The sequence below is a fragment of the Herbaspirillum huttiense genome (assembly GCF_004367745.1).
GTDB classification, from domain to species: domain Bacteria; phylum Pseudomonadota; class Gammaproteobacteria; order Burkholderiales; family Burkholderiaceae_D; genus Herbaspirillum; species Herbaspirillum huttiense.
The window spans coordinates 4,692,894-4,716,551 of sequence record NZ_CP037993.1; the positions used below are offsets into that span (position 1 = coordinate 4,692,894).

Sequence of the window (23,658 nt, forward strand, 5' to 3'; positions counted from 1 at the left end):
GCCACACTGCGCAACGCAAGCTGAGCCCGGTTCAGTTATCGGCCTGCGGCACCTTGCAGGCGGGATCACTATCCCAACGGCCCGAACAGATGCGCCAGCGGCAGAATTCTCCTTCCACGAAGCCCAGCGCATGGCAGCGCTGCAGCAGCGCGGCGGTGCTTTCGCCATTCTTGCGTTCCACCACGTCGACGTTGCGGGCTTCCTTGGACCTGGTGTTGTTGGCGTGCGCCTGGGCCGACTTCTGCGGACTGCCATCTGCATTGGTGCCATTGCCCGCGTTGGCAGCAGTGCCGCCATTGTTGCTGCCATTGGCGTTGCGCTTCTTCTCGACCTCGCCGGAGCGGGCGACCAGCGCCTTGATCAGATCGACATCACTGTCGTCGCGGTTCTCTGCCTTGGCCGGCTTCTTCTTTTTGTCCTCGTGCTGGGCGGCTGGCTTGGCGGGCTTGTCGGATTTCTCGGGCTTGGCTTCCAGCGCGTTCTTCAGCGTCGCCGGCGGTGGCTTGACGCCGTCCTCCAGCGCCGAAGTCAACTGGTCCGGTCCACGCGTTGTCGTTGTGGAAGATGACGGCGCCTCGGGCGCGGGAGCGTTGGTGTCATTGATGACCGCGGTATCGGCAGGTGCCGCAGCCGGTGCGGCGGCGGCGCCGGTGGCGGGCTCCGCAACGGCACCCGGTGCCGGGGTGGTGGTCGGCGCGGCAGAAGCCAGAGGCGGCACCGGCGGTGCCGCCGCAGCCTGCACGGGGGTGCTCGCGGCGTCATGGCTGTTCATGCGCAGGGCAGCCAGTGTGACGCCACCTGCCAGCAGCAACAGCAGCAGCACGATCAACAGCACACGGCGCGGCTTGCGCGCTTCACCGCTGGTGCTGCTGCGGGCTTTGGTCTTTCCATCCGAAATCGAATTGAGTATGCGAACTTCATCCGCAGACGAAGTGTCGGATGCAGGCATCAAGCTCGGTCTTCTGGATGCAGGTTTCTCTTGGTTCGGAGGCTGCAAGGCCGTACTCCTGTGTTGTGCAACTTGAAACAAGTTGTTTGATTTTTATTAATTTTCCGTTTCCTGCCAGTCGCTCTCGGTCTCGCTGACGCGCCGGCTCAATTCCAGAAACGTGTCGGCGTCCGCACCGCAGTGCCACCCAGCGCCGGCCAGAATAAAAAGGGGATTCGTCGTGCTGTTCCTTCTCATCGCCGCCTATCTGCTGGTCACCGGCTTCGCCATGTGGCTGCTGCTGTTTCCATCCGGCAGAGTGCTGACATTACGCTTCCTGCACGCCCGGCTTGCCGGCCTGCGATCCCGCTGGGAACGCTGGAACAGAAGAGGCGATGAGGTGATTGCAGGGACCACATCCAGCGTCCGGAGTTCCCTGACAGCGAGTGTCGACTACGTGCGCAATAATTACGTAATTGTGTCAACGATTGCTGTCTTGCTGATTGGTCCAGCCATCGTTGCATTTCTATTAAGCGGCAAATCGATGCTGCAGGGTTTTGACGACACCCAGCGCGTAACCAATTCTCAAATCGCGGAACTTTTAAAAGGTGAGCAACTCGTACCACCGCCGCCCTTGCCGCCGGACATGTTTACCACTGCTGAGGTGATCCAGGTCCGTCCGATGCTGGTCAACGCCAGCCGCAACTGGCAACTGCTCAATCCTGAATACGCCCAACGCCTGCTCCTGGTCTTCAAGATCATGAAGGAAAAGCATGGTTACGAGATGGCGCTCATCGAGGGTTATCGCAGTCCGGAGCGCCAGACCATGCTGGCGGGGATGGGCAGCAACGTCACCAATGCAGCCGCGTTCCAGAGTTATCACCAGTACGGCCTGGCCGGCGACTGCGCCTTTGTGCGCAATGGCAAGCTGGTGATCAGCGAAAAGGATCCATGGGCCATGGAAGGCTATCGCCTCTATGGCGAGGTCGCCGAGTCGGTGGGTCTGACCTGGGGCGGCCGCTGGAAGCTGATGGATTTCGGCCACACCGAATACCGCATGCCGGGCGTGATGAAGAAATAGAGCTGGACGCGGCCCTGTACGTCGCCGTCCGACGAAAGACAGATCGTAGAAATACAAGGGGATACACCATGAGCAAGCCGATCATCGTCCTTGGAGACAAGACCTCGCACGGTGGCAGCGTCATCGAAGGTTCCGGCCAGACCCTGGTCGGCAACAAGCTGGTGGCGCGCATCGGCGACAAGGTCAGTTGTCCCCGCCATGGCACCACCACCATCGTCAGCGGCGATCCCACCATGGTGGTGGATGGCGCACCGGTGGCGCGCGACGGCGACAAGACCGCGTGCGGCGCGGTGCTCATTGCCGGCCAGGCCACCACGACACTCTGAGCGACACCACCCATCACGACAGGGGCAGGGCTTACTACAACAAAAAGAATCCGGAAAGCGAACGCTGATGAGCACATGGATAAAGCGGGGTCTGTTGACCGTCGCAGTCTTCTTGGTCACCTGGGTGATGTTCATCACCTATTGGTCCGGTGCCAACCACATGCCGGATGGCGGTGACGTCATTCTCTATCTGCTGGTGCTGCCGGCCGTCTTCCTTTTGCTGGTATGGGGCATTGCCAAGGGCAGAAGCGCCATGGCCGCAGCCGCTGCTGCCAAGGCCACCGCTGCAGCCGCCGCACCGCCCCCGGCAGCAGCCGCGACCGAACCCGGCCATTCCCCCGAACGCAAATGGACCCTGGCCATCGTGGCCACCGCCCTGCGCTCGCCCTTCGGCGCGGATGCCGCCGGCCTGCTCGAACAGATCAAGTCACAATCGGTGCGCCTGCCCCTGGATGGCGAATTGGTGAACGATCAGGGCATGCCCATACTCGCCGGGCGCATTTCCGATGTTCAAGGTGAAGAAACACGCGAAATCTACCAGGCCTGGCAGCAGCAGCATTTCCCCGAGCAGGCGCTGACACCACAGGACAATGCACACTGGCGCAGCCTGGCGCTGGCCGCAGACATCGCCCGGGAGCTGGGAGATCGGCTGCAGTGGCATCCCCTGCTGGAAGAATATCAAGACGCGCCGCGCCATCGCCAGGAGGAAGTCGGCTTGCCGCATCTGCATCTGCTGGTGCTGCTGCCCACCACCTGGAGCAGCGAGCAACGCATGCAGGCCGCCCGCTGGCTGGGTGAACAAGTCTGCCAGCAAGGCTGGCCACCGGAAAAGCTCAACGTCCTGCCGGCCGCCGCCGGTGAAAATGCGCATCCCCTGCTACATCTGGACCGTCTTGTGGCGACCAGCCGCGATCCGCGTACGCAGCAGCCCTCCCCTTACCTTGCCTCGTCCTACCTCGCCATGGTCATTGCGGCCCAGTCCAATCTGGATCCGGAGATCGTGCAAGCGTGGCAGCAGGACAAGCAATTGCTGCAAGGCGCACAGAGCATCGGCAAATCCCCGGCAGAAGCTGCAGCCGGACTGATCCTGGCCGATACCACCCAGGCACTGGCCATGGGTACTGCTGATCCGGTACTGCTGCACCGGGCCAGCCTGGGCCGTCACGAACAGTCCGTCGACCAGGCACGCCGCGTACCGGGCGACCTGCTGATCCAGCTGGCGCAGGGCGCGCTGCGCGATGCGGCGATCGTGCCCGATCAACTCGCGCTGCTGGTCAGTGATGGCGATTACCGAGCCAGCCGCACCGATGAAATCATGAAGCTGGGCTACGCCGTGCTGCCCGAACTCGACCTCGGCAGCCAGTGCGTGAAGCTGGGTGCCAGCTGCGGTTCGGCTGGCCTGGCCACGGCGCTGTCGGCACTGGTGCTGGCGCACGCCGCCACCGACGACAGCGATCAGCCCAGCCTGTGCGTCTGCAACGAGGACGCACATCAGCGCGCCGTAGTCGCCCTCAGCCGCGCGCCCGCGATTGCGGCGGCGCCGGCCCCCGTTTCCGATTCAGCTGCATCCACCGCAACCCCGGCATCTCCCGTCACTGCTTCAGCGACCGTATAACAAGAACTCCACACCAAAGCGCTCACATCATGCAACGACTCTGGCACATCCTCAGCGACACGCGCGTCCTCATCCTCCTCGGCTTCGCCGCCCTGGCGGCCTTCCTCTTCATCGGTGCCGACCAGCTCGAAGTGGCCCTGATCTGGGCGGCAGCCCTGCTCGGCCTGCTGTTGCTGGTCTGGCTGGGGTTCTGGCTCTACAAGCGCTGGAAAGTCCGGCGCGCCGCCGGCAAGCTGGAAAACGTGCTGGAACAACAAGCCTCGCAAGCCGCCCCCGCCAGCAGCGACGGCGCGCGGCGTGATGACGTGAATGCGCTGCGCCAGCGCATGCTGGACGCGATCAACACCATCAAGACGTCCAAGCTGGGACAGAAATCCGGTGCCGCCGCACTGTATGAATTGCCCTGGTACATGGTCATCGGCAACCCGGCGGCCGGCAAGAGTACCGCCATCGCCAACTCCGGCCTGCAGTTCCCCTTTGCGGACAAGGGCGGCAAGATCGTCCATGGGGTGGGGGGTACACGCAATTGTGACTGGTTCTTCACCACCGACGGCATCCTGCTCGATACTGCCGGGCGATACTCGGTGTACGAAGAAGACCGAAATGAATGGTTCAGCTTCCTCGGCCTGCTCAAGCGCTATCGCAAGCAGGCACCGATCAACGGCATCATCATTGCGGTGAGCATCGCAGAGCTGACCGGCAACCGTCCGGAATTCGCCATCAACCTGGCCAAGAACCTGCGCCAGCGCGTGCAGGAGCTGACCGAGAAGCTGGAAGTGTTTGCGCCGGTCTATGTGGTCTTCACCAAGGCCGACCTGATCACCGGCTTCAACGAATTCTTCCTCGACACCGAACGCGGCGAACGCGATCGCGTCTGGGGCGCGACGCTCGCCTATGACCGCAAGCGCAGCGGACAGGAGGTCAGCAGCTTCTTTGACGAGCGCTTCGACGAGCTCTATGCCGGCCTCAAGGAAATGAGCCTGGCCAACATGTCCGTCAAGCGCGGCGAAAACCTGGCACCGGGCGTACTGACCTTCCCGCTGGAGTTCTCGTCCATCAAGGGTGTGCTGCGTTCCTTCGTGACCACGCTGTTCGAGGAGAATCCCTTCCAGTTCAAGCCGGTCTTCCGCGGCTTTTACTTCACCAGCGCGCTGCAGGAAGGCGCGACCGTCAGCGCCTCTTCGCAACGCATCGCCGATCGCTTCGGCCTGACCCTCGAACACAAGCCGCAGCGCGAGATCTTCTCCCAGCACGGTTTCTTCCTGCACAACCTGTTCAAGCAGGTGATCTTCGCGGACAAGCAGCTGGTGGCGCAGTACACCAGCCGCAACAAGATCCGCATGCGCTACGTCACCTTCTTCGCGGCGGTGACCGTATTGGGGGCATTGCTGGGCGGCTGGAGCTGGTCCTACATGGGCAATCGCCAGCTGGTGGCCAATGTGCAGGCCGACATGGACAAGGCCGTCAAGCTGCAGGAAAAGCGCCTGGACCTGCAATCGCGCTTCGAAGCGCTGGAGATCCTGCAGGATCGCATCGAGCAGCTGGATCGCTATCGTTCCAGCCGCCCGATCTCGGTCGGCCTGGGGCTGTACCAGGGCGATCTGCTGGAGCGCAAGCTGCGTGAGGAATACTTTGCCGGCATCAAGGAAATCATGTTGAAGCCGGTGTCCTCCAACATCGAAACCTACCTGATGGAAGTCAACGCCAATTCCGGCAAGCTGGAACCGATGGCCAAGCCGCCACAAGCCGGAGGCGTGACGACGGTGGCCGACAATGCGGCCCAGGCGGCCAATGCCCTGCGCACCTACAAGGACAGCTCGGCCACCAGCGTGGAAGATGCCTACAACGCGCTCAAGACCTACCTGATGCTGTCTGACAAGTCGCGTGCCGAATCCAGCCATCTGAGCGACCAGATCACCCGCTTCTGGCGCGGCTGGCTGGAGACCAACCGCGGCACCATGCCGCGCGAGCAGATGATCCGCAGCGCCGAACGCCTGATCAGCTTCTCGCTGGAGCAGATCAATGATCCGTCCTGGCCGACCGTGGAAAGCAAGCTGACCCTGGTCGACCAGACCCGAGAGAACCTGCGCCGCGTGGTGCGTGGCATGCCGGCGCGTGAACGCGTGTATGCCGATGTGAAGGCACGCGCCGCCACCCGCTTCGCTTCCATGACCGTGGCCCGCATCGTCGGCGACAAGGACAAGGAACTGGTCATGGGCAGCTACGCCATCCCCGGCACCTTCACCCGCGATGCATGGGAGAAGTTCGTGCAGGATGCCTTCAAGGAAGCGGCCAACAAGGAACTGCAGAGCGCCGACTGGGTGCTCAAAACCTCCACCAAGGATGACCTGACGCTGGAAGGCAGTCCCGAGCAGATCCAGAAGGCGCTGGTGTCGCAGTACAAGACCGAATATGCACGCGAGTGGCAGAAATTCCTGCAGGGCGTGAGCATCGTCGAACTGCGCAACCTGGACGACGCCACCAATGCCATGAACCGTCTGGGCGACCCGCTGACCTCGCCGCTCAACAAGGTGATCAACACCGTCTACGACGAAACCTCGTGGGATAACCCGTCCCTGGTCGATGCCGGTCTGGCCAACGCCAGCAAGGGCTTCATGGGCTGGTTCAAGGAAACCATCCTGCGCCGCTCGCCGGCCCCGGTACCGACCCAGCTCAATACCGACGGCAGCACCGCCATCCCGATGGGACCGGTGGGGCGCGAATTCGCCGGCGTGGCACGCCTGGTGGTGAGCAAGGACAAGGGCAATTCGCTCATGCGCGGCTACATGGAGAATCTCTCCAAGCTGCGTACCCGCCTGAACACCATCAAGAACCAGGGCGACACCGGCCCCGGTGCCAAGCAGCTGATGCAGCAGACGCTGGAAGGCAATGGCTCGGAACTGTCGGACTCGCTCAAGTTCGTCGATGAAGAGATGCTGCCCGGCCTGAACGACCAGCAGAAGACCACGCTGCGCCCGTTGCTGGTCCGTCCGCTGGTGCAGGGCTTCAATGCACTGGTGCGTCCGACCGAAGGCGAAGTCAACAAGATCTGGCGTGCTCAGGTGTACGAACCGTTCCAGAACAACCTGGCCGCCAAGTATCCGTTCTCGCCCAATTCCAAGATCGAAGCCAACAGCGGCGAGATCGGAACGGTGTTTGGCGAGAACGGTGCGATCTCCAAGTTCGTGACCACGGCCATGGGTCCGCTGGTGGTGCGCCGGGGCGATACGCTGTCGCCGCGCAAGTGGGCCGACATGGGCATCACCCTGTCGCCGGCCATCACCACCAGCTTCGCCGACTGGATCAGCGCCCCGGGCGGTGCTGGTGCGGGTGGCGGTGCTGCAGAAGCGCAGACGGTTTTCCAGATCCAGCCCCAGCCGGCACCGGGCGCTCTGGAATACACCATCGAGATCGATGGCCAGCAACTGCGCTACCGCAACACCCAGGCGCAGTGGACCAACTTCGTGTGGCCCAATCCGCAAGGCGCTCCGGGTGCCAAGGTGACGGCCGTGACCTATGACGGCCGCACGGTGGAAGTGGCCAACCAGCCCGGACGCTTCGGCCTGGAACGCCTGATCAACACGGCCCAGCGCAAGCGCAAGGACAATGGTGCCTTCGAGCTGTCGTGGACCAATGACGGCGTGACGGTGGTGGTGAACCTCAAGATCATCAGCAGCGCCGAAGTCTCCGGCAACAGCAACGGTGCCGCCCGCGGCACGGCCGCTCTGCGTGGCCTGAAACTACCGGAAACCATCGCTGGCGGCGCACCGGAAGCGCCGACGCCTGCCCCGGCGCAGGTCCCGACGCCAGCGCCGGCCACTGCGCCCGCTGGCGCTCCGGCAGCGCAAGTGCAATCGCAAACTCAATCCATGACTACAGGGGCTAAGCAATGAGTGCAACCGGCACCCCCATCAAGATCGGCTATTTCGGCAAGATTCCGGCGCGCGGGGATTTCATCAAGGCCACTGACAACGCCGCTCTGATCACGCTGCTGGACAACTGGCTGGCGCAGACCATGGAGCTGCTGTCGCGCGATGCGCGCTGGAAGATCATCTACGACGGCGTCAAGCCGCTGCACTTCGTGGTCATGGGACCACGCAGCCGCCGTGCCGTGGCGGGCCACCTGCGTGCCAGCGGCGACCAGTCGCAGCGCCGCTTCCCGTTCATTTCGATGAGCGCCTTCGATATCGAGGATCCGGTCGCTTTCGTCAGCAACAGTCCGCTGATCCTCTCGCGTCTCTGGTCGCGGCTGGAATCGCTCACGCAAAGCGTACTGACCGCACCCGATCCGGCCCAGCCGCTGCAGACCCTGGCCTCGACCACGCTGGAACTGGACATCAACAGCGCCGGCTACACAGCGGCCTTTGCCGACTTCCTGGATCTGCAGACCACGGGCTCGCTGCAACAGATGCTGGCCGAGGCCGGCTTCACCGGCAATCTGCGCCAGTTGTTGCTGGCGCTGGGGCTGCTGCTGCAGCCGGTCATGGCCAGCACCTCCAGTCGTCTGGACAAGAACCTGATCCTGCCGCTGCCGCGCGACCCGATGTATCGCAGCCTGGTGGCCAGTTTCTGGATGCACCTGATCACGCCCTTCCTCACCCGGGCCGATTTCGAGCTGGCGCTGTTCCTGACGCGGCTGGATGATCAGCCGACCATGTTCCTCGGCTTTTCGGGCGCTTCGCCGCGCACCTTGCATTCGGTGATGGACATCCAGGCCGGTGCCGAGCACAACATCCCCTTCGACGATGCCGACTGGGTGGAAGAACATGTGGGCAGCGACTACGGCATCCAGAAACTGTCCAGCTACCTGGCCCATCCCGACCTCTCGCTGACCTCGGCCCTGGCCTCATTCCGCGAAGCTTTCATCGGAGCCTGAATCTTGAAGACGAACATTCTTTCCCAAACCCGCCGGCTGGCACTGTTGAGCGCGGCCTGGCTCGCCTGCTCAGTCGTTCATGCACAGAACGTTGCGCCGCCGGTCGCCACGCCTGCACCGGGCCAGGTACTGGTGACCGGCACCGTCCCCGATGAAGCCAGCAAGGCGGCCGCGCTGGCGCGCCTGCGCGAAGTCTATGGCGCTGACCGCGTGGTGGATCAGATTGCGGTCGGCCAGGTGGTGCTGCCGGCCAACTGGAACAATCACGTGCAGAAGCTGATTTCGCCCAACCTCAAGGCAGTCAGCCGTGGACAGTTGAAGATCGATGGCACCAGCGTCAGCATTTCGGGCGAAGTGTCCAATGAGGCGCAGCGTCAGCAGATCGCCAGCGACATGGCCAGCAGCCTCAATTCTTCCTATACCGTGAACAATGGCTTGCGGGTTTCCACTTCGGAACAGGGTCTGCTGGACAACGCCCTGGCCAACCGGGTGGTGGCCTTCGAAAGCGGACAGGCCACCCTGACGCCCGAAGGCAAACGCATCCTCGATGAGATCGCTGCGACCATGCTCAAGCTCAAGGGCCGGCACGTGGAAATCATCGGCAACACCGACAATGAAGGCCTGCGCGCCAGCAACATCTCGCTGTCGCTGGCCCGGGCTGATGCGGTCAAGGCCTACCTGAGTGCCAAGGGGGTCGATGAAAGTCTGCTGACGACCTCGGGCCAGGGTCCGGATCGTCCGGTCGCTTCCAACAATACGGCTGAAGGGCGTGCCAAGAATCGACGGATCGAATTCCGTATTGCCAAGTAAGACAAGACGCAGGCGAATCTCGCCCGGCATGAAAAAAAGGAACCGCTTGTTTTGCGGTTCCTTTTTTCTTTGGGCGCGTCGCCAGGCGATGTTCAGTCCTGTGGCGGCGGTTGCAATCCCAGCAGTTCTTCGACGTGGGACAGTGCGGCGTTGTCCTTGATGACGGTTTTGAGCCAGGCGTGCAAGGGCATCTCACCCCATTGTGCGGCCTTGTCGGCCAGGTGCGCGACCGGGCTGTGGGGCTCGGTGCGGCGGAAGAACTCTGCCACGGCGCGCAGTTGGGCAATGGCTTCGGCACGCGTGCGGATCGGTCCCTGATGCTGGACCAGCGCTGCAACAGGGCTGCCTTGCTCACTCAATTGCGCGGCCACTGCAGCCGTATTTTCATCGGCCACGGCGATCTCTGCAGGAGCTACCGAACGCAGGCCGGTATCGGCTGCGAAGCGGGCGATGGTGTCGTGCACCAGGGTGATCGCCTCGCGGGCGGAGGAGAAGCCGGGACCATCGACACCGAGGCGCTGATCCACGGATTTTTCCAGTTGTTCCAGGCATTGCAGGCAGTACTGGGTATCGGCCAGCATGGCTTCATAGAAGGCATGTGAGCTGCGCTTGCGAGCCGATTCCATGACGGCCAGCTTGACGCCCTCTTCCGGCTGGCCGCCTTCGTTGGCGATCCGTTCAGCATTGGCCGCGCGGGTGCGGGCGGCGTCGAAGTCGAGCAGGGAGAAGGCGCTGCCGCGGCCTTCAGTCAGGGGGATTTCGCGCGACATCTGCACCGAGCGCGACAGCAGCCAGGTCAGGTTACCGACACGGCGGTCGTGGTCGCCGTCTTCCGACAGCGGATAGAGATGATCCCAGAACTGGTCAAACAGCCCGGCCACGAGCAGGAACCCATCCCCCAGACCGCGCAGGCCGCGCGTCTTGCAGGCGGCTTCGCTGTACCAGACGGCCAGGCGCAGGTCCTTGCTGCGGGTTTCGATGAGCTGGGCGCAGCGCTGCTCGACGAAGATCCAGTCGGCTTCCTTGATGTCGGTGACCCATTCGCCCTGGTCCAGGGTCGGATCATCGAAGCGGCGTGCCTCGGCAATGGCGTCCAGGTCGGCGGTGAAGGAGAGGTCTTCGCCGCCGGGATGGTTGTCATTGATGGGCTTGAGCAGCGGGTCGACGGCAGAGGTGGGTGGCTTGACGCCGAGCAAGGATTTCAGGGTGGGCAGTTTCATGGTCGATGCGATCCCGATCAGTTATTTTCTTGTCATGATGATCCCCGTTGTTTCAGCATGCGCGTGCTGGAAGTGACGGGCCTTGGAGGGGGTTGGACAAGGGTTGGGGGCGGGTGTTCGCGGGGACGAGGCAATAAACGAAAAATTGTGCGGGACGATGAGCAGAGAGAGACAATCTCAAATGCTCCTGCCCCCCATGCTGATCATTGCGAGAGGAGCCGCGTGAAATCAAAATCGCGACCGAAGTCTGCCTGCAGGTCTGGTAAATCCTCGAACCAATGTTGATTGATCGGATTAAAACGGGACCGGGTGCTGCTCATCTACAAATCCTCATTCACAACTGTTCCTCTCTGGCTGGACATTTCTTCGCCGTCTAACCGGTCAATCAGGACTCTTCAGATTCCCAAACCGGCCTCTACAGAACCTTAGTTGTGCAAAGAACGATGGCTCAATTTTTCACAGCGATCCCATCAATCAAAGCCTTCCGGCCAACTTGACTCTGGAGCACACCTCATTGCAACGTAGTAGCACAGCCCTAACGGCAGCCAAATCCAGAAGAACCAGATCATCAGAAACGCGAGAATCAACTCTACCGCGCCCATATGGCGACGATAGCACCGCCCTTCTTCTCCCGGAGCGAGATAGGGCATGTAAAAGAACAGGCTATTCAACAAGGAAATCCGCCGCTCACGCACATGTAGCGTCGGCAGATTGGATGGGCCTTGCTCCATGTACCTTCGCACATAGGACCAGATAGACTCCAAGCCTTGGGTTGCAATGTCGTTACCTCTGAGGGTGATCCGCTCAAGCACCTCCGTGGTTCTTGGTCGGCAAACTACCAATACCAAGGCGTATCTCACCATATAGACCTTGCCGTTGAATCCGGCCTGTTTGGTCAACTCGGCCTCGATGTCCGTCCAGTCGAAAGTCTTCAGCAGAAGTTTTCGGTGTGCGAAAGGATTGAGACTGAGGCTGAAATCCCGTACGTAAATCTTTCCAGCACGACGGTCAAAACGTACAGGAAGATCACGTGGAATTCGACAGTCCAGCCAGATCAGGAACAGGCTGTAGCCGGCGAGGGCGATGTTCTGAATCGTCAAGATCGTTATCACCAATGCAGATCTCGGGGGCGTGAAGATAGACGTGAAGACATGTGGCGCGAACCAGCACAGTATCAGCAAGACCGCCATTCCGATAAAAATGAAACCACCTCGCAGAGTGGAGGATGCGCGAGAAATATCCAGTTTATCTTGATCGACACCGATCACATCCTCTTGCAAAGCCATGACAGAAACTTCTTCCTCCGCCATCGCCGCTCGGGCCGGGAGGTCCTCATCCCAGAGGGAATTCGGTGGATTAAACCGCGATGTACTCATGAAAGAATTTTCTGTTTCCCACGCCGACTCTCTTCATCCACTTCTGCAGGCCAACGCGGCTCTGGAGCACACTTCATTGCAACGTAATGGCAAAGTCCAAGAGGCAGCCAGATCCAGAAAAACCAGATCGTCAGGAAAATGATCGGATAGTCCAGCCACCGCATCTTGCTGCGGAAGCGCCGGCCCTCCTCGGTTGGGGAAAGGTAGGGCATGAAATGAAACAGGCTCTTGACGAAGCCGACACTCTGCTCACGTGTCATCAGCGCTGGAGTACGGGACGGGCCGCAGGCCATGAACCGGCGGACATAGGACCACAATTGATACAGGGTCTCGACACCAACGTCATTACCCTTGAGTGAAATACGGTCAATGACCTCGTTGGTTGCTGGTTTACAGATCACCAGCACCAACTCATGCCGAACGGAGTAAGTCTTCCCGGTAAATGCTGAAGACTTGGCAATCTCCGCCTCGATCTGATCCCAGTCATAGATCTTGATTTCCGTTCGCCAGCGCTTCAGGCGTTGCAATGAGGCCGTATATTCGTAGACGTATATTTTTCTGGTGTTCCGATTGAACCGGATCGGCGTGTCTCTCGGAAGCCGACAGTCGTGCAGAGCGAATACGCTCGCTGCCACGATACCGCCAACCAGCATGACGCAAAAAATAAGTCCAAGCACTGGAATGAGGTTGAAATAAACATCCCTCAACTTAATAAGAAGAGGGATAAATACGCCAATAACACTCAGAAGAAACAATCCTCCTACTAAGATACCTAGTCCCCTGATAACAGACGATGTACGTGAAATCTCCAGGTAATTTTCATCTACGTGATTCAGATCCTCATCAAGGAGCGGGCTATCCAAGCGCTCATTAAAGTCAATTCCTGAATCGCGCTTAGGGAGGTCCTCATACCAAAGAGGATTTTTCGGATTAAATCGGCTTGTATTACTTGTTGTCACACTTCCTCCGCTACCAACGTACTAGCCAGGCAATCCTCACTATTGGTGGCATCAGGAAAGAAATTGAATGTGATCACGGCACTTTTCAGTCGTCATTTTTTAATCTGTTTAAGGTGACTTGCCAACGTGGTATCTGGTTGACATGCCCAGAAGATACGAAGAAACGAATTCGCACAACGATCTCATGCAGATGGCGAAGACTCTCAGTCAATATCGAAAATAGAAGGTTCCATACTCCCCGGGATCACCGTCTTTTCTCTTTCCTTTTGATGACTTCTTTAAGTCAATTCGTGATGGATTTCCCCAGCCCAACGCTGCAAAAACACGTTCTGCGACGCGCAAATGGTAATAATTTAAATCCCATGTTGATAGTGAATGCTGAGAAGAAAATGATCAAAAAGGCCAATATGAAGTAATTAGTCATATCCAGAAATATTTCTGCAGTAAATCCCAGGATGAATCCCAGACAAGTAAAAACAACTATAGAAATCAGGAAAACAACCCATATCAGCCATGCATTCAACACTGATCTCCAGTGCGCCAAAACACCACGACTACAATGCGGATAAAGAGCAATCATCCTGTCGGAAGGCCGTGCTATCGCGACCAACTCTTTGCCATTAATTGTTCGGCGATAAATGACACCAGCCATATCCCCTTCTGCAAAGGGGCTTCTCCACACCCACCCTTTATACTTTTCTCCATCAATGTCAAATGAAAGATAATCTGCCACCTCTTCAATATTAGAGGCATTCGCCATCTGGGATGTCGCTACGCCACCCATGCCAGCAAAGGCGTTTGCCACGGCAGACATCTCCATTACACGTTGATCGTTTCTTGTAAGTACGAAGCTGGCCTCAGCTCGGTTACATTCGTAATTTTTAATGACACCGCTTACCATAAGCAGGTCTTCATCAGTTTTCATTCTTAAAAAAGAAGTCATTAAAGTACCCCAGTCTCAATAAGCGATTTTTCAAGCTCTTTTCGCTGTACAGATATTTCACCGTATGAAGAATTTGCCGTTCTATTTATGCCGAATAAGGAAAGTGAAGACTAGGTTTCGAGCGCGTCATCGATAATTACAAGAAAATTGTTTGCGCACCGAAAGATAGCTCATGCAAAAGTCAGGCTCAGAATTATCAATGATGAGCTTGTGACGCAAGAAAAAGGGGGCGCAGGCTCTCTCACCTGACGTCGACTCCCTGTTATGTCACCGACCGCATTTCTGGTCTTCTGGCTGATAGATTCCAATACAAAGGAACCTGGCCGTCATCAATTTGTCTCAGGCAGACTGTATTGCTCAGCAATCACCATCCTTGCTGCCCCATCATCATCCTCATCTGCAGAGAGCGATAGCGATGTCCGATAACGAAAAGCCGGTGCCCGCTGGCAAAGCAAAAACAAATACCCAGCATGACAGCAAAGTAGACGTCCACTATAACGCGACGGAACTCTACTTCCGCCCCGAGACGGGCGAGTTGCTGCTTGTCCCCAGGTCGGAGGCGCTGGCGTTCGAGAACCATGGCAAAGCCATGTGCAAGGCGGTCGACGACTTCCAGCAGGCCAATATCGGACTGAGCCAGGCGATCGCCGCTTTTGGAAACTTCAAAGGTTCCGATCCTATTGCGAAGGCCAATGTAGAAAAGGCCGTGACCACCGCGGAACAGCAAGTCAAAAAAGCCAACGACGCCCTTCGAGAGAAGATCAGCAAGCTGACTGACATCAGCAATGGCGGAACGGCCATCGTCGAACTTATCCCCATTCGGCAGTTGAAGGGAGACGGGCGAGGCAGTCGTACGCCGTCGGGGCAGCGTCAGGCGCAGTACGGCCGGAAGATGACCTATGTCGTCCCAGAACGAATCAAGCCGCACTGGCGCACCTACTCACTTACGTCAAAGAAAGATACCCAATCCGGCCACAAGAGCGCACTGAAGAAAGACGCCAACGGCAAATATAAGATCGACAAGGAAAAGCTGACCGAACAGCTCCGCACCATCAAGCCCAAGATCAAGGCCGATTTTTACAATTTCGACGAACATGCCGTCACTGGCGTATTGGGTGATTGGGCCGAAAAATGGAACGCCAACCTGAAGGTGTCCTATGCAAGCAACCATGTCGACCTTTCAGGGCAGGCACAGCTGATGCGATACATGGCGGGGGTGGGCGCTTCGACGGAATGGGAACCCACTGAGGGCAAGATTGGGCTGAAGGCAGAAGCGAAGGCAGATTTCGCGCTTGCTGAAGCAAAGGGGGCGATGAAGCTCTTCGCGCCTCATCGCTTGGGATGGGTGTGGCAGTTCAGTGCCAGCGACGGCAAGACCTATCCGCTAGGTGCAGTTCGAGCAGAGTTCGGCATCTCTCTGTCCGGAATCGTGGGTGCGAGCGCCGTGGCAGAACTGGGCTGCGAGCTCAAGATAGAGCCAAAGAAAATCGGGCTTCGCGGAGTTCCACCGCCAAATCGCAGGCTCTTCTCGGTGAACGATGAAGGAGTCCAGATAGCTGGACGTGACACTGAAATCACGCCCGCCAAAGCAGAACTGGGCGTTTTTGCCGGGGCCAAAGCTGACGCCGATGTCAGCGGTGCTATTCAATGGCTTAACCCTGAAGACAAAGCGCAAAAATTCAAGGATTTCGCAAAGATCGCCCCGGGCGTCAGTGCCATGGCGGGCGCGGGTATCAGCGCCAAGCTGGAATTGACCTACATTGACGGCAAATTTCGTTTCCTCATGTCAGCCAGCCTCTGCGTCGGTGTAGGGGCAAAGGGAAAGATCAAGTTCGAAGTCGACGCCCGGCTGATAGGCGAATTCATGGTCTGGGTCTTCTATCAGCTTTATCACGCCAATTATGAAGTGTTGGCATTCATCCGCAGGGAAGCATTTGCGGCAATCACGGATATCCAGTTCCTCGTGATCCAAAGCGGCCAGAACGCAGCCAAATTCCTATTGGATGATTTGACCCAAATCCAGGCCTATGTCGATGCCGTGATAAAAAATTTCGAAGCGTCGGAACGCCGAAATGCACTGGCGGCCAATGTGCTGAGCAATCCCAAGATGCTCAGAATCTCGACGCCCGAAGCAAAAGGCATGCTTCTCTACCAGCTAACGCGGCACGGCAAGGCAGATTGGCTGGACAACGGCAATTACATCGGTTTGGATGCTTACCACCAGCGAAAAAAAGCCGTTCTGTTGATTTTGAGCTGGACCCAGACGCTGGCAGATTTCCAGAATGTGCTGCAACACCTTACCGCCCGTGGCACCAAGACAACCGAAGACACTCGCTCGCATCTCAAGCGTTTTCTGCAATTGGGGGTGAACGATATGGATGACGAACTGGACGCCATCGAGCGTCGCTTGAAGCGTCAACCCTCACGCGGCTATGCGGTGGCCATGAATGACTCTCCGCGCTACGACTTTTTGCGTGGAGACAATCCCAATTTCACGATGCTGGCTCAGGTTGAGCCGATCAACCAGATCGACCCGATGCATATCGGGCCGGATGAAGACAAGACCATGTACGCCTGATACCCCCGGCATCATCTGGCCGTGCTGTTTCCGAAGATGATATGCGGACGATCAACGCGCAGTCATCGGTTTTATTGTGCCAACCCAGCGCAGCGGAAACTATAGCCAGCCACAGGAGGCTTGAAGCCGCTTTCCTTCCACAATTTGGTCATTTTTTCGTCGATACCGTCGGCCCGTCTTGCGGTGCGTTGCATGGTCAGAGCAGGGCGCGGATTGCTATTGGGAACACTGCGCACCACTCGCAGGAGGCCCGATGAGGGGCCTGCGGGATCGTTGACGGCTGAATGGGCGTAGTAATCTTCTCCATACCAGTCACTGACCCACTCGTACCCATTCTTGGCAAAGTCCCCCAACCCAAGCGAATTGGCAGGGGTACTTCCTACCGGCACAGGGAAAAATGGGTCTTGGCTCATGGCCTCGATCTGATCAGACGAAAGCACGTTATCGCCTTCCCGGAAAGAGCCGTCATTGGTTGCAAAGATATAAAATTTTCCGCCGTCCCGCGCCGCGTATTCCCACTGCGCCTCGGTGGGCAATTGCATTTTCTTCCCAAGCTGCTGACCCAGCCAACCACAATAGGCCTGCGCCTCATCCCAGGTGACCAACGCCGGAAAACGGCCGCTATCCTTGAGTGCGGCGATTCTTTCGGAAGTCGGATCGGCTTTGGGGTCGTTGACCTTTCTCATGTTCTTCTGCGCGGCAAAGACGTTGTACTCGTCGTTAGTGACTCGCCACTTGAGCATGAAAAAATCTGCCAGCCGGACTTTGTGCAGAGGCTGGGCATTGGCTTCGCCGGTGTAGGGCAACTTTTCTTCAGAATGAATTTCACCAAAATCACCCATCTGAAATTCCCCCCCTTTGACCGGAAGCAAACTCCGGCGCGAACTTTCAACCAGTTTGGCCGTCGCCGCTGCCTGCTCGCTTGCGGCACCTGCATTGCAGCCGGCAATCCCAGAGAGCAGCAGCGGCATCAGCAAGATATGACGCCACTTGGCTGCGGCTTTGCGGGATTCCTGGTAGGGGTACATGCTTGACATACTAATGAATTCCTTGAACTGATGAACGCGACAAACCGACCAGTACTGGCCAAGCCGGATCAAGCTTCGTCTCCGAGAAATATCTTGAGTTCCTCAATGCCCTTGGTAAAGGACCGCACGGTATTTCCTGCCTCATCCGTAATACCGCTGGCAATCACCTCACCTTTGGCATTTTCAATGCGATAAGGGGTATAGCTCACTGGTTCGCCAGTTTCCTTGTCAATCACACGAAAAGCCTCATGATACGCAGGCTTGGCCTCCGGCATACGCGGTAGCTCACCCGCCCCGTCCACTGGCCCGGTCAATTCCTTCACGCTGGCCTTGAACTCCATTGCGCCAGGGCCGTGAATTTCGATGTTGCCGCCCTCAATTTTCATCCATGCTCCTTGGGCTGTGAACATCACGTGCTGCTTTGCCGCTACCCGCAGATGCTGCCCCACGCTGGCCACCGTCACCTGCTTCGCCGCCGTCATGAGCATCTTTCCCGCCTGGCTCTGCACGCTGACCTTGCCCGATGCAGCATGCAGCGCCATGCCGGCATCCTGAACAGGCTTGCTGGCATCACCGACTTTGCCGTAAGTGAAAAGACTGATCCCTGCCTTGGCCAGATGATGCAGATTGCCCTGCGCAATTTGGTTGATGTCCTTGCCCGCCGTGACGCTGCTGCTCACCCCGGCTGCCAGAATCGCGCTGGCCGGTGTTGCCGCCGCGATGCCGGCCGGACTGGAGAGCTGCAACTGCGGAGCGCTGAAGGCGGTCGCGCCAGTTGTGCTTGCTTCGCTGCCCTCACCACCGCTGCCATTGCCCGATGAAGCCGTGGCACTCGCCTTGAGCACCTCGACCGACTCCGCCAGCGATTCCACCGCGGGCAACTTGCCTGCTTCCGTCTCGCCCTCGAATTTGGCATTGTGCTTCTGGGCGGTCTCCGCCAATTGCTTCTGCTTATCGACGCTGTCCGCCAGCTGCGAAAGCGCACCCCGCACATCCAGCTGCGCCCCCGAACTCTTCTCCGTAGACAACAACAATCCCTGACCGCCGCGAACGGCCGCACTGTAGCGGGTTTTCAGCTCGAAGCCCTGACCGGTGGCAGCCAGGCGCTGATTGTCGGTCTGCTGGCGCAGCAGACCAAGATTCAGTTCGCTGGCACCGTCATGGCCATCCGCATGTTGCTGCAGCGAGGCACGCGACTGGCCGGGGGTATCGTCAAACACCAATTGGTTGTACGCGCCACTGCCGCTCTGGCTGGCACCCAATGCCTGTGTCTTGATACCTGAGAGCACCGCCGCATGCTGGTGCCCGTCCGTATCGCCAGGGAACCACGCCGGTGCATTGCCGGTGGCCGCACCTGCACCCTGCCCGGCCTGGTTGCCCTGGGCATTGTCCTGCCCGCGACCGTTGTACAGCGTGCCGATGACCACCGGACGGTCGATGTCGCCTTCGATGAAGTCGATCAGGACTTCCTGCCCCACGCGCGGCACCGCCTGGCCACCCCAATTGGCGCCCGCCGTCGGCGCAATACCCGCCAGCACCCGAACCCAGGTGCCAGATTGTTCATTGGCTGGCGCGCCAACGTGACCTTCCGGTGCCGGAGAACTCAAGCCGCTGTGGCTGCGCTCGCCGCGCTGCCAATGGAATTGCACACGGACCCGGTTATCGCGGTCAGTGTGGACCGCTTGTCCCTGCGCGCCGACCACCACCGCCGTCTGCTGGCCGCTCGCCACCGGTTTGGGATGCAGACGCTTGCCCTCAGCATCCGTCAGCAGGGGACGATACGGAATCTTGTTGCGAATCGCCTCGAAACGATTGCGGTAAACCGGCCGCGCATCGCCGCGCGCAGGCTGCAAGGCGGCATCGAGCAGACTCCCCGCAGCCGCACCCTCGTCCAGTGCGGCTTCGCCCAGCAGACGCATCGCCTCCGCCTTGAGATCCGCGTTCAGATTGTTATGGGCCTGGTGAACCACCCGCAGTAGCGCGAACTGGTCATCCGCACCGCCGATATGGTCGTAGTGACCAGTGAGGGTAAAGCTGGTCGCGGGCCTGAGACTGCGCACCGTGCCCGTGCCGGTGAAGATTTCATTGCGCGCCTCGATGGCCTGCATCTGATTGCGCGCCTGGCGTTCGGCCTGCGCACGGTTCTCGTTGGCGTAGACGCCGGGCGCATCGCGCAGGGTCAATACCAGACCGCCCGGTGTTTCGCCCTGGCTGCCGTGGGCATCATCGCCACCGGTACTGCTCATGCTGCTGGCCTCCCGTACTGCGGCCTGGCGGTAGTCCCAGGTAAGGATCTCCACCGCATTGCTCTGCCAGCGGCGCACGCTGCGCCAGCGGTCAATACTGTCCTGCGACATCACCGCTCCCGGCTGGCTGAAGGCGATCCGGTCACGTGCATTGGGCTTGAAGCTGCCGTTGTGGTCAGCGATGACCACAGTGTGCGTTCCCAGGCTGGCGCTGCTCGGGTCGCCGGTGTGCTCGATGTAGTAGAACAGGCCTTCCTCGGCCAGCAGGCGTTCGACGAAAGCGAGATCGGGCTCCTGGTACTGCGTCGCCAGACTGCGCCTGGGGTAGACCGAGGCATCCTGCAAGTCCAGTCGCCAGGCGGGCTGCAGCTTGCCTTGTCCCTGGTAGTCACGGAAGACGGATTCGATGATGTCCGGCACCGTCATGTCCTGAAATACTGCACTGTCGCGCCGATGCCGCAGGAAGGCCAGCCACGGCTCAATGGTCAGCACGTAACGCGCCATGCCGCCATTCGCGCCTTCCATCCGGCAGTCGGTGACGTGGCCATGGAAGGCGCGCGGCGCACCATCGGTATCCAGCTCAACCAGCACCGGCTGCCCCAGCAGCTTGCGCAGGGAAATGCCGGCGTTCAGGCTGAGGCAGGAGAGCTGCAGGCGATAACCGGCGATGTCCGCCTTGCCATCCATCGCACCACGCTCATCCTGGAACGCACTGATCTGCTCGACGGCCTGCAATTTCTCGGCCATCAGCGTCTCCGCGCCCAGCTCCGCTCCTGCGGCCATGTACAGCCGCATCACCCGCGTGGATTGATTCCACGCCCCCGCCAGGGCGGCGATGGCCGAGGCAATCATGATTGCCCCGCCGTTGATCGGACAAGCTCAGCAGCAGGCGCTGCCGGGTGAAAGAGTGGAGAGGAACACGTCATGATCTTGACCGCTTCGTGAAGATTACTGGATGGTGTACTTGAAATCGCCCTTCTTGCTGGCCGAGACCTTGATGCGGCTGATGCCCTGCCCTTCGGCCATGCGCGCCAATACGCTTTCGGCGATCTCCGGCAAGAGGCTGCCGTTGAGGATGTTGTCCACATTGCGCGCGCCGGAATCAACCTCGGTGCAGCGCGCGAGCACGGCTTCGACCAGCGCCTTGTCGTAGCTGAACTCGGCCTTGTGGTTGCCGGCGATCCGCTTGGCGATGCGCGCCAGCTTGAGATGAATGATCTCGACCAGCACCTCGTCGGCAATCGGGTAATACGGGATGACCTTGAGACGCCCCAGGAAAGCCGGCTTGAAGGCCTTGACCAGCTGGGGCCGGATCAGCGCATCGAGCTCATCCGGGGTGGGCAACTCTTCCGCAGTCTTGTTCAGGCACGCCTGCATCATCTGCGAGGAAGCGACATTGCTGGTGAGGATGATGATGGTGTTCTTGAAGTCGATTTCGCGGCCTTCGCCATCGTCCATCACACCCTTGTCGAAAACCTGGAAGAACAATTCCAGCACATCCGGGTGCGCCTTCTCCACCTCGTCGAGCAGCACCACGCTATACGGATTGCGCCGCACCGCCTCCGTCAGTACGCCGCCCTCGCCATAGCCGACATAACCCGGCGGCGAGCCCTTGAGGCCGGAGACGGTATGGGCTTCCTGGTATTCGCTCATGTTGATGGTGATCAGCTTGCGCTCGCCGCCATACAGCACGTCGGCCAGTGCCAGCGCAGTCTCGGTCTTGCCGACGCCGGACGGTCCGACGAACAGGAACACGCCCTTGGGCTTGCCCGGATCATCCAGATTGGCGCGCGAGGTACGTACGCGTTGCGCGACAGCAGAGGTCGCCTGCGGCTGCCCGAGCACGCGCTCGCGCAGCAAGGCGTCCAGGCCCAGCACGGTCTTGATCTCATCCTTGACCATCTTGCCCAGCGGGATGCCGGTCCAGCCGGCCACAATCTCGGCCACCACATGGCCATCCACCTGGACCGGCACCATCGGGGTCTCGCCCTGATGCTGCTTCAACTCATCCAGCAACTGCTTCAGTTCGGCGCGCGCAGCATCGGCATCACCTGTGTTGCTACCTTCCTTGTTGGCGTCTTCCAGCGCGGCACGCGTCTGCTGGATGCGCTCATTCAAGCCACGCTCCTGCTCCCAGCGGGTCTGCAGATCGGCCTGTTCAGCCAGGGCCGCGGCGTGTTGTGCCTGCAATTCGGCCAATCGTGCCTGATGCTCGGAGCCGCTGGCGCTCTCGCGCCGCAGTGCGCCGATCTCGGCATCCAGACGCTCGATGCGCCGCGTGACGCCTTCCAGCAGCGCCGGCGTGGCATTCTGTCCCAGCGCCACCTTGGCGCAGGCAGTATCGAGCACGCTGATGGCCTTGTCCGGCAGCTGGCGGCCGCTGATGTAGCGATGCGACAGGCGCACGGCTTCGGTGATCGCTTCGTCATACACGCGCACGCCAAAGTGCTTTTCCATGAGCGGGGCCATTGCCCGCAGCATGGCGCATGCCACTTCCTCGGTCGGCTCCTCGACCTTGATGACCTGGAAGCGGCGGGCCAACGCGGCATCCTTCTCAAAATACTTCTTGTATTCGCTCCAGGTCGTTGCGGCGATGGTGCGCAACTCGCCACGTGCCAGGGCCGGCTTGAGGAGGTTGGCGGCGTCGTTCTGTCCGGCCTGGCCACCGGCACCGATCATGGTGTGCGCCTCGTCGATGAAGAGAATGATGGGATGCGGACTCTTCTTGACCTCGTCGATCACGTTCTTGAGGCGATTCTCGAACTCGCCCTTGACGCTGGCACCGGCCTGCAGCAGGCCCATGTCCAGCGTATGGATCTCCACGCCTTGCAAGGGCTGCGGCACATCGCCTTGGGCGATGCGCAGGGCCAGGCCCTCCACCACGGCGGTCTTGCCCACGCCGGCCTCACCGGTCAGGATGGGATTGTTCTGGCGGCGGCGCAGCAGGATGTCGACCGCCTGGCGGATCTCGGCATCGCGTCCGATGACCGGGTCGATCTTGCCGTCACGGGCGCGCTGGGTCAGCTGGGTGGTGTACTGGTCCAGCGCCGGGGTCTTGCTGGCAGCGCGCTGTTGCAGTTCGCCCACGGGATCGCCGCCTGCGCTGTCCTCTTCAGCCGGCTTGCCGCCGGCATCTGCCATCGCGGGCGCTTCCACCGAACCTTCGGTGAGCTTGTGCAGGTCATGCTTGAGTTCGTCGACCTTGAATTTGGCAAACAGCTTGGAACCGCGATAGGCCAGTTGCGACAGCTCGCTCTGGGTCAGCAGCGCCAGCAGCAGGTGGCCGCTGCGGATGGCGGGATTGCCGCTGTCCAGCGAAGCGATCAGCCAGCCATGTTCGAACAAGGTTTGCAAGTGAGGAGACAGCACCGGGGTCCGGGTATTGCCGTTCTTGAAGGTGCCGATTTCGCGTTCGAGATCAGCCTGCAGACTGTCGAGACTGATGCCGCTACGTCGCGCGATCAGGCAAAAATCGGACTGCGGCTGCTCCAGCAGGGCCAGGAACAGGTGTTCCAGGTCCACTTCATACTGGCCGCGCGACATGCACAGCGTGGCTGCGCGTTCCGTGGCCAGGCGCGCGGACTCGTTGAGTTTGCTGATCAGGGATTTCAGGTTGATGCCCATGCTGCGTTTCCTTCCTGCTTTGAGTGGCGACAGCCTTGGCGGCCATCT

General features: G+C 59.8%; 15 protein-coding genes. 7 read left to right on the forward strand and 8 right to left on the reverse strand.

Features of this window, described 5'->3' with window-relative positions; translation table 11 throughout:
* Positions 1-31 precede the first annotated feature (31 nt).
* Complete coding sequence (locus E2K99_RS20945) at positions 32-949, reverse strand: hypothetical protein (protein WP_134223439.1); 918 nt, start codon at positions 947-949, stop codon at positions 32-34.
* A gap of 220 nt (positions 950-1,169) precedes the next feature.
* Here E2K99_RS20945 and E2K99_RS20950 point away from each other — a divergent pair, with 220 nt between their 5' ends.
* The 6 genes from E2K99_RS20950 to E2K99_RS20975 all read left to right on the forward strand — a co-directional run bounded on the left by E2K99_RS20950 (position 1,170) and on the right by E2K99_RS20975 (position 9,636).
* The gene (locus E2K99_RS20950; protein WP_134223440.1) at positions 1,170-2,009 is read left to right on the forward strand and encodes a M15 family metallopeptidase; all 840 of its coding nucleotides are present in this window, start codon (positions 1,170-1,172) and stop codon (positions 2,007-2,009) included.
* A gap of 68 nt (positions 2,010-2,077) precedes the next feature.
* Complete coding sequence (locus E2K99_RS20955; RefSeq protein WP_034334647.1) at positions 2,078-2,335, forward strand: PAAR domain-containing protein; 258 nt, start codon at positions 2,078-2,080, stop codon at positions 2,333-2,335.
* A gap of 67 nt (positions 2,336-2,402) precedes the next feature.
* A complete protein-coding gene (locus E2K99_RS20960; protein ID WP_134223441.1) occupies positions 2,403-3,950 on the forward strand; it encodes a hypothetical protein in 1,548 nt (515 codons plus the stop codon).
* Positions 3,951-3,979: 29 nt separating this feature from the next.
* Positions 3,980-7,843: a type VI secretion system membrane subunit TssM gene (tssM, locus tag E2K99_RS20965; protein ID WP_134223442.1), complete on the forward strand. Its 3,864-nt coding sequence runs from the start codon at positions 3,980-3,982 to the stop codon at positions 7,841-7,843.
* The gene (gene tagF / locus E2K99_RS20970; RefSeq protein WP_134223443.1) at positions 7,840-8,826 is read left to right on the forward strand and encodes a type VI secretion system-associated protein TagF; all 987 of its coding nucleotides are present in this window, start codon (positions 7,840-7,842) and stop codon (positions 8,824-8,826) included. The genes tssM and tagF overlap by 4 nt, the downstream gene beginning before the upstream one ends.
* Before the next feature lie 3 nt (positions 8,827-8,829).
* Positions 8,830-9,636, forward strand: coding sequence for an OmpA family protein (locus E2K99_RS20975; RefSeq protein WP_121045734.1), 807 nt, complete (start codon positions 8,830-8,832; stop codon positions 9,634-9,636).
* A gap of 92 nt (positions 9,637-9,728) precedes the next feature.
* Here the strand turns inward: E2K99_RS20975 and tssA are convergent, their stop codons facing one another.
* The 4 genes from tssA to E2K99_RS20995 all read right to left on the reverse strand — a co-directional run bounded on the left by tssA (position 9,729) and on the right by E2K99_RS20995 (position 14,134).
* On the reverse strand, positions 9,729-10,856 hold the full coding sequence (gene tssA, locus E2K99_RS20980; protein ID WP_134223444.1) for a type VI secretion system protein TssA: 1,128 nt from the start codon (positions 10,854-10,856) through the stop codon (positions 9,729-9,731).
* Positions 10,857-11,326: 470 nt separating this feature from the next.
* Complete coding sequence (locus E2K99_RS25990) at positions 11,327-12,232, reverse strand: DUF6708 domain-containing protein (RefSeq protein WP_240733780.1); 906 nt, start codon at positions 12,230-12,232, stop codon at positions 11,327-11,329.
* Entirely contained in the window at positions 12,229-13,191 is a 963-nt protein-coding gene (locus tag E2K99_RS20990; protein ID WP_134223445.1) for a DUF6708 domain-containing protein, read from the reverse strand. Before E2K99_RS20990 ends, E2K99_RS25990 begins: the two co-directional genes overlap by 4 nt.
* Positions 13,192-13,474: 283 nt before the next feature.
* Positions 13,475-14,134 (reverse strand): putative type VI secretion system effector, encoded by a 660-nt coding sequence (locus E2K99_RS20995; protein ID WP_205703712.1) that lies wholly within the window; start codon positions 14,132-14,134, stop codon positions 13,475-13,477.
* Positions 14,135-14,549: 415 nt separating this feature from the next.
* On the opposite strand from E2K99_RS20995, the gene E2K99_RS21000 reads away from it, so the two are divergent.
* A complete protein-coding gene (locus E2K99_RS21000; RefSeq protein WP_134223447.1) occupies positions 14,550-16,712 on the forward strand; it encodes a hypothetical protein in 2,163 nt (720 codons plus the stop codon).
* Between the two features lie 71 nt (positions 16,713-16,783).
* On the opposite strand, the gene E2K99_RS21005 is transcribed toward E2K99_RS21000, so the two are convergent.
* The 3 genes from E2K99_RS21005 to tssH all read right to left on the reverse strand — a co-directional run bounded on the left by E2K99_RS21005 (position 16,784) and on the right by tssH (position 23,610).
* Positions 16,784-17,812: a formylglycine-generating enzyme family protein gene (locus E2K99_RS21005; protein ID WP_134223448.1), complete on the reverse strand. Its 1,029-nt coding sequence runs from the start codon at positions 17,810-17,812 to the stop codon at positions 16,784-16,786.
* Complete coding sequence (locus tag E2K99_RS21010; RefSeq protein ID WP_240733781.1) at positions 17,809-20,838, reverse strand: type VI secretion system Vgr family protein; 3,030 nt, start codon at positions 20,836-20,838, stop codon at positions 17,809-17,811. Before E2K99_RS21010 ends, E2K99_RS21005 begins: the two co-directional genes overlap by 4 nt.
* Positions 20,839-20,934: 96 nt before the next feature.
* Entirely contained in the window at positions 20,935-23,610 is a 2,676-nt protein-coding gene (gene tssH / locus E2K99_RS21015; protein ID WP_134223449.1) for a type VI secretion system ATPase TssH, read from the reverse strand.
* Positions 23,611-23,658 lie beyond the last annotated feature (48 nt).

Excerpts from the sequence above, each read along its gene's own strand:
- E2K99_RS20960 (WP_134223441.1), top strand. The coding sequence starts at position 2,403 with ATGAGCACATGGATAAAGCGGGGTCTGTTGACCGTCGCAGTCTTCTTG.
- tssA (WP_134223444.1), bottom strand. The coding sequence starts at position 10,856 with ATGAAACTGCCCACCCTGAAATCCTTGCTCGGCGTCAAGCCACCCACC.
- E2K99_RS20945 (WP_134223439.1), bottom strand. The coding sequence starts at position 949 with ATGCCTGCATCCGACACTTCGTCTGCGGATGAAGTTCGCATACTCAAT.
- E2K99_RS20955 (WP_034334647.1), top strand. The coding sequence starts at position 2,078 with ATGAGCAAGCCGATCATCGTCCTTGGAGACAAGACCTCGCACGGTGGC.
- tagF (WP_134223443.1), top strand. The coding sequence starts at position 7,840 with ATGAGTGCAACCGGCACCCCCATCAAGATCGGCTATTTCGGCAAGATT.
- tssM (WP_134223442.1), top strand. The coding sequence starts at position 3,980 with ATGCAACGACTCTGGCACATCCTCAGCGACACGCGCGTCCTCATCCTC.
- E2K99_RS20995 (WP_205703712.1), bottom strand. The coding sequence starts at position 14,134 with ATGACTTCTTTTTTAAGAATGAAAACTGATGAAGACCTGCTTATGGTA.
- tssH (WP_134223449.1), bottom strand. The coding sequence starts at position 23,610 with ATGGGCATCAACCTGAAATCCCTGATCAGCAAACTCAACGAGTCCGCG.
- E2K99_RS25990 (WP_240733780.1), bottom strand. The coding sequence starts at position 12,232 with ATGAGTACATCGCGGTTTAATCCACCGAATTCCCTCTGGGATGAGGAC.
- E2K99_RS21000 (WP_134223447.1), top strand. The coding sequence starts at position 14,550 with ATGTCCGATAACGAAAAGCCGGTGCCCGCTGGCAAAGCAAAAACAAAT.
- E2K99_RS21010 (WP_240733781.1), bottom strand. The coding sequence starts at position 20,838 with ATGATTGCCTCGGCCATCGCCGCCCTGGCGGGGGCGTGGAATCAATCC.